Raw genomic sequence first — 6102 nt, 5'->3', positions numbered from 1 at the left:
GACAGGGGCTGGGCTCAGCCCCCACCACCGTGCTCTGGTGTGCGCAGGCTTGGTCCGCGATCGTCGTACTGGCTGATTTCCGCGCTGCGGAAAAGTTATCCACAGGGCGGATTTCGACCTGGGGACAAGTCGACACCCCAAGACGACATGGTCGACAAATCGCCCTAGTGACGACACTTCCATCCACAGGCTGACAGGCGGGTGCCTGTCACCCCAATTCTCCCGATCAACCCTCCAGAGGGAACAATTCCCACCTGAATGAGTGCACGCAAGGGGTTTGAAGGGGAAGTTCCAGCGAACGGCCGGTTACCTGTGAGGCTTTCGGAACCATCTCCTTCGCCATCCACAGATTTCCCACACAGCCTGTGGATAACTAATCCGGGCTGTGGATTCCTGTGGACAAGTGAAGCCAAGTCCCGCTCGGCGCAAGGGAAATGAGTCAACGATTTCGTCCGGAATGCTTCGTTCCAGGGAATCGGTCACCTTATATTGACCACCGGGGCCCGCGAACCGGGGCCCGCGAGGAGCGGGCCGGCATCCGCATCCGGATATCCCCACCGACACTCCATGCACCATTCCATAGATATTGCACCAATCCGGACAAAGCGCCGCCTGGATACGGGCCGCAAACGGGACAGCCAATATCAGGTCGAGTGGCGGAAGCGGGCACCGGTAACCTGGTGGGGTGATTGACCTTCGCCTGCTCCGTGAGGACCCCGACCGTGTTCGCGCCTCCCAGCGCGCCCGTGGAGAGGACGTCGCGCTCGTCGACGCCCTGCTCTCCGCCGACGAGCGGCGAAGGTCGTCCGGACTCCGGTTCGACGAACTCCGCTCCGAGCAGAAGACGCTCGGCAAACTGATCCCCAAAGCCTCGGGCGACGAGAAGGCCGAGCTGCTGAAGAAGACGGGGCAGCTCGCAGCCGCTGTCAAAGCGGCCGACGCCGAGCAGAACGAGGCCGACGAGGAGACCAAGCGCCTGCTCCTCCAGCTCGGCAATCTCGTACACCCCGACGTCCCGGTCGGCGGCGAGGAGGACTTCACCGTCCTGGAGACGCACGGCACCATCCGTGATTTCGCGGCCGAGGGCTTCGAGCCCAAGGACCATCTGGAGCTCGGCGAGGCCCTGCGGGCCATCGACACGGAGCGCGGTGCGAAGGTCTCGGGTTCGCGCTTCTACTACATGACCGGCATCGGCGCGCTGCTCGAACTGGCCCTGGTCAACGCGGCGGTCGCCCAGGCCACCGAGGCCGGGTTCATCCCCATGCTGACGCCCGCGCTGGTCCGTCCGCGCGCCATGGAGGGCACCGGCTTCCTCGGCCAGGCCGCCGAGAACGTCTACCACCTGGAGAAGGACGACTACTACCTGGTCGGCACCTCCGAGGTCCCGCTCGCCGCGTACCACATGGACGAGATCATCGACGCCGGCGAACTGCCGCTGCGCTACGCGGGGTACTCGCCCTGCTACCGCCGCGAGGCCGGCACCTACGGGAAGGACACCCGGGGAATCTTCCGGGTGCACCAGTTCAACAAGGTCGAGATGTTCTCGTACGTCCACCCCGACGACGCGGCGGCCGAGCACCAGCGGCTCCTGGCATGGGAGAAGCAGTGGCTGACCAGCCTCGAACTGCCCTTCCAGGTGATCGACGTGGCCACCGGCGACCTCGGGGCATCGGCCTCCAGGAAGTTCGACTGCGAGGCGTGGATCCCGACGCAGGGCAAGTACCGCGAGCTGACGTCGGCGTCCAACTGCGACGGTTTCCAGGCGCGGCGCCTGTCGGTCCGGATGCGTGACGGCAAGAAGGTCCAGCCGCTGGCCACCCTCAACGGCACGCTCTGCGCCGTACCGCGCACCATCGTGGCGATCCTGGAGAACCACCAGCTCGCCGACGGCTCGGTCCGGGTCCCGCCGGTACTGCGGCCCTACCTCGGCGGACGAGAGACTCTGGAGCCCGCGTCGAAGTGACGAATCCCGCTCACCCCTACCGGCTGATCGCGACCGACCTCGACGGCACGCTGCTGCACGACGACGGTTCGGTCTCGGAGCGCACCCGCGCCGCACTCGCCGAGGCGACCGCGGCGGGGGCCGCGCACATCGTCGTCACGGGGCGCGCGGTGCCATGGACCCGGCCCATCCTCGACGGCCTCGGTTACGAGGGCCTCGCGGTGTGCGCGCAGGGGGCGCAGCTGTACCACGCGGGGGAGCACCGGCTGCTCACCTCCGTCACGCTGGACCGCCGGCTGGCCGCTGTCGCGCTCGCCAAGATCGAGACGGAGACCGGACCGCTGGCGGTGGCGGCAAGCCGGGACGGGCTCGACGGCGAGGTGCTGGTGAGCGCCGACTACCGGCTGAACGAGGGCACGCTCCCGGTGGCCGGCTTCGACAGCCGGGACGACCTGTGGTCCGACCCGGTCAACAAGGTCTACATACAGCACCCGGAGCTGAGCGACGACGCGCTGGCGGACACCGCACGGCAGTGCGTCGGGAATCTGGTGGACGTGGTCATGGCGGGCGAGGGCGTCGTGGAGATCCTGCCGCTGGGGCTGAGCAAGGCGACGGGTCTGTCGCTGGCCGCCCGGCGGCTGAAGCTCACGGCCGCGGACACGATCGCCTTCGGGGACATGCCCAATGACATCCCGATGTTCGGCTGGGCGGCGCACGGGGTGGCGATGGCCAACGCCCACGACTCCCTGAAGGCCGTGGCCGACGAGGTCACCCTGTCCAACGAGGACGATGGCATCGCCGTGACGCTGGAGCGGCTGCTGCGGGGCTGACCGGGGCGGGGTGACCGGTCCTGGTCGGCTGGGTGAGTGATGGCCGCAGGCAGGTAGTTGTAGGATGACTGGGCAACCGGGTGACCGGATATCGCGGACACCATCGTGAGGACGAACACGGGGCGACGACATGGCACTGCGTACGGCAGGACGGCACTCCCTCGTGGACACCGTCGTCCAGCAGCTACGGGACCAGCTGGCCGGCGGGGAGTGGTCCGTGGGCGACCGCATCCCCACCGAGCACGACCTCGCCGAACAGCTCGGCGTGGGGCGCAACACCGTCCGCGAGGCGGTGCGGGTCCTGGTACACGCCGGACTCCTGGAGTCCCGCCAGGGCAACGGCACCTTCGTACGCTCCACCGCCGACCCCTCCGCCGTGCTCCGCACGATGAGCCATGCGGGGGTGCTGGACATCCTGGAGCTGCGGGTCGCCCTGGAGACGGAGGCCGCCAGGCTGGCGGCCGTCCGCAGGGAGGCGGCGGACCTCGAAGGGCTACGGGAAGCCCTCGCCACCCTCCACGAGCAGGGCGACCGTGCGGCCGACGCCGATCTCGCCTTCCACCTCGGGGTGGTCGAGGCCACGCACAACGCCACGTTCGCCGAGGTGTACCGCTTCTTCTCGACCCAGATGCATGAGTCCCTGGTCGCCGCCCTTGGCGACCGGGAGATGCCGCCGATCGACTTCGCCGCTCATGAAGCCCTGGTCGACGCCGTCGAGAGCGGCGACCCGGCGGCGGCCGAGCAGGCGGCCCGCGCACTGCTCCAGGTGCCGATGGACGTTGTCCGCCGGCTGGTCGGCGTACGAACAGAACCGCTGCACAGCAGCAGCACCGCGCAGAAACACTGAGAGGTACCTGACGTGTCCCGCCCCGACCCGGACCAGCTCGACCCGGACCAGCTCGACCTGAACCAGCTCGATCTGAACCAGCTCGACCTGGGCCACATGCTTCCCGACGCGGAGGCCGACGTCCGGCAATCCCCCGAAGGTGTCGCCGCACGGCGCGCCCTGATCGCGCACCCCGTGGTGCTGCTCGTCGGCATCGTGCTGGCCTCGCTCAACATGCGGGCGGCGCTGGCGAGCGTGTCACCGTTGATCGGGGAGATCAGCGACACGTTCGGGCTCTCGTCGACGGCGTCGAGCCTGGTCACATCCGTCCCGGTGCTGTTCCTCGGGGTCGGGGCCGTGATCGCGCCCTGGCTGGCCCGCCGGTTCGGTACCGAAGTGGTCCTGCTGTGTGCGCTCGTCCTGCTCGGCGTCGGCATCCTGGTCCGGGTCCTGCCGTCGGTGTTCGCCCTGTACGGCGGCGGAGTGCTGGCCGGCACCGCGATAGCGCTGCTGAACGTCCTGATGCCGGGGCTCATCAAGCGGGACTTCCCCGACCGGGCCGCGTCGATGACCTCCGTCTACACGGGCGCGATGATCGGCGGTGCCACGCTGTGCGCCGCGGCCTCGGTCCCGCTGGAGAAGGCGTTCGGGAACAGCTGGCAGGCGTCGCTGGCCTTCTGGTCGCTGCTCGCCGCGGTCGCCGCCGTGGCATGGCTGCCCCAGGTACTGATCGCCCGCGGACGTACCGGCCACGAGGTGCGTGTCGCACCCGCCGGCACCGGACCGGCCAGGAGCATCTGGCGCTCGGCGCTGGCCTGGCAGGTCACGCTCTTCATGGGTCTCCAGTCGCTCTGGTCGTACGTGCTGATCGCCTGGATGCCGACCATCTTCACGGATCACGGGATGAGCCGGTCGGCAGCGGGCGTGATCTTCGCGTTCAACAACCTGATCCAGGTCGCCGGGGCCTTCGGGGTGCCGCTGCTCGCCGGCCGGATGCGCAGTCAGCGTCCGCTGATCGTGCTGGTCACCTCGATGGTCGCGGTCGGCTACGCGGGCCTGATGGTCGCCCCGGTATCGGGTGCCTGGCTCTGGTCGGCGGTGCTGGGTGTCGGACAGGGCGGCGCGGTGGGGCTGGCCCTGACCCTGATCGTGCTGCGGTCGGGCGACGCGCAGACCGCGGCGCGGCTGTCCGGGATGGCACAGACGGTCGGCTACCTCCTGGCCGCGGTCGGCCCGCTGACGGCAGGCGCCGTGTACCAGGCGACGGGCAGTTGGACCCTGCCGATCGCCCTGGTCCTCGGGGTGTGTGCGGTGGCGCTGGTGGTGGGCCTGTTCGCGGCCCGGGACCGCCGGGTCTAGAGCAGCCGCCGAACGGTCCGGCACGCGGGGGCCTGCGCGGTGTGCCTGCGCGGTGTGCCTGGCGTGCGTGACTTGTACGACAGTCGGGTCGTTGGTCAGGGAGCGTGGAGGCAACTGGGGTTCGAGGCGACGAGAGCGCGTGAAGTCGGGGAGTGCCGGTGCCGGGGGCGGAAGCCGGGCCGGTCATTGAGTACGTGACGTAGATGAGCGGATCTCCACCCCTGAAGCCCGGGGAGAGGGCCGTTTCTGTCATGCACTCATCGACCATGAACGGCAGGCTCATCCATGCCAACCGAAATCGCCCTGCTCGAATCGCGAGCGCTACGCGCGGACCATCTGGGGCGTGTCGACGTCCTGGACAAGGTCAAGGCGCTCGCACTGTTGCCGGACGGAATTCACCTCCGCACACAAGACGTGGCGCGGTACTTCGAAGTATCCACAGAGGTCATCAAGAAGTTGGCCCAACGCCACCGAGAGGAGCTCACATCAAACGGACTGCGCGTCCTGCACGGCTCTGACCTCGAAGGATTCAAGGGGGACAACCTGTCCCCCTTTCACTCGCACGGACTGAGTTATCCACAGCCCCGTTCGGGCCTCACGGTTCACACGCGCCGCACCGTCCTCAACATCGCCATGCTGCTGCGCGACAGCGAAGTTGCCCGCCGGGTGCGGAGCTACCTCCTCGACACCGAGGAGCAGCACACGGCATCCGTACCGGCCCCCCGCTCGGACGACGGCGGGCTCGGCCACCGCCTCACTCAGCTCGAATCCGCGATGAGCGAGGTCGGTCCCGCGCTGCGGGAACTGGGTCCCGTACTGGCGCGGATGTCGCGTCGGCTGGACGACCTGGACCGACGGCTCGACGCCACGAACCGGGTCGTGGGCGCCATGAGTATCAGGCTCTCGGATCTCGGTGAGGGCATGGCGGAGGTCAGGCGCCGTCTGCCGCACCCGGCGTCGGACCAGCCGCCCCACCCCTGCCGTCGGCACCGTCGCCGCCGACGCTGAACCCGGAGGTTGACCCGGTCGTACCGAACCGGCCGACGGTGAGCCAGCCGTACCGTACCGTCCGGCACTGAACCGACCGCCCCGATCGAGCCGGCGCTGAACCGACCGGGGCCGGTACGGGGGTGGGAGCGACGGGC

At 68.9% G+C, this 6102-nt stretch carries 5 protein-coding genes; all 5 read left to right on the top strand.

What is annotated here, in order from left to right; all coding sequences use genetic code 11:
• Positions 1 to 685 precede the first annotated feature (685 nt).
• The 5 genes from serS (at position 686) to ACFXBC_RS34500 (ending at position 5965) form a co-directional block, all read left to right on the top strand.
• Positions 686 to 1963 (top strand): serine--tRNA ligase, encoded by a 1278-nt coding sequence (gene serS / locus ACFXBC_RS34520; protein WP_385033879.1) that lies wholly within the window; start codon positions 686 to 688, stop codon positions 1961 to 1963.
• Positions 1960 to 2772, top strand: a complete 813-nt coding sequence (locus tag ACFXBC_RS34515) for an HAD family hydrolase (RefSeq protein ID WP_385033876.1) — start codon at positions 1960 to 1962, stop codon at positions 2770 to 2772. The genes serS and ACFXBC_RS34515 overlap by 4 nt, the downstream gene beginning before the upstream one ends.
• A gap of 130 nt (positions 2773 to 2902) precedes the next feature.
• Positions 2903 to 3619: a FadR/GntR family transcriptional regulator gene (locus ACFXBC_RS34510; protein ID WP_385033873.1), complete on the top strand. Its 717-nt coding sequence runs from the start codon at positions 2903 to 2905 to the stop codon at positions 3617 to 3619.
• A gap of 96 nt (positions 3620 to 3715) precedes the next feature.
• Entirely contained in the window at positions 3716 to 4957 is a 1242-nt protein-coding gene (locus tag ACFXBC_RS34505; RefSeq protein WP_385033882.1) for a CynX/NimT family MFS transporter, read from the top strand.
• 285 nt (positions 4958 to 5242) lie between these two features.
• Positions 5243 to 5965, top strand: coding sequence for a hypothetical protein (locus tag ACFXBC_RS34500; RefSeq protein WP_385033870.1), 723 nt, complete (start codon positions 5243 to 5245; stop codon positions 5963 to 5965).
• Positions 5966 to 6102: the final 137 nt, after the last annotated feature.

The sequence above is a fragment of the Streptomyces sp. NPDC059398 genome (assembly GCF_042751845.1).
In the GTDB taxonomy this organism is placed as follows: Bacteria; Actinomycetota; Actinomycetes; order Streptomycetales; family Streptomycetaceae; genus Streptomyces.
Note: the sequence above shows the minus strand (reverse complement) of the source record. Positions and strands in the feature narration are given on the sequence as shown.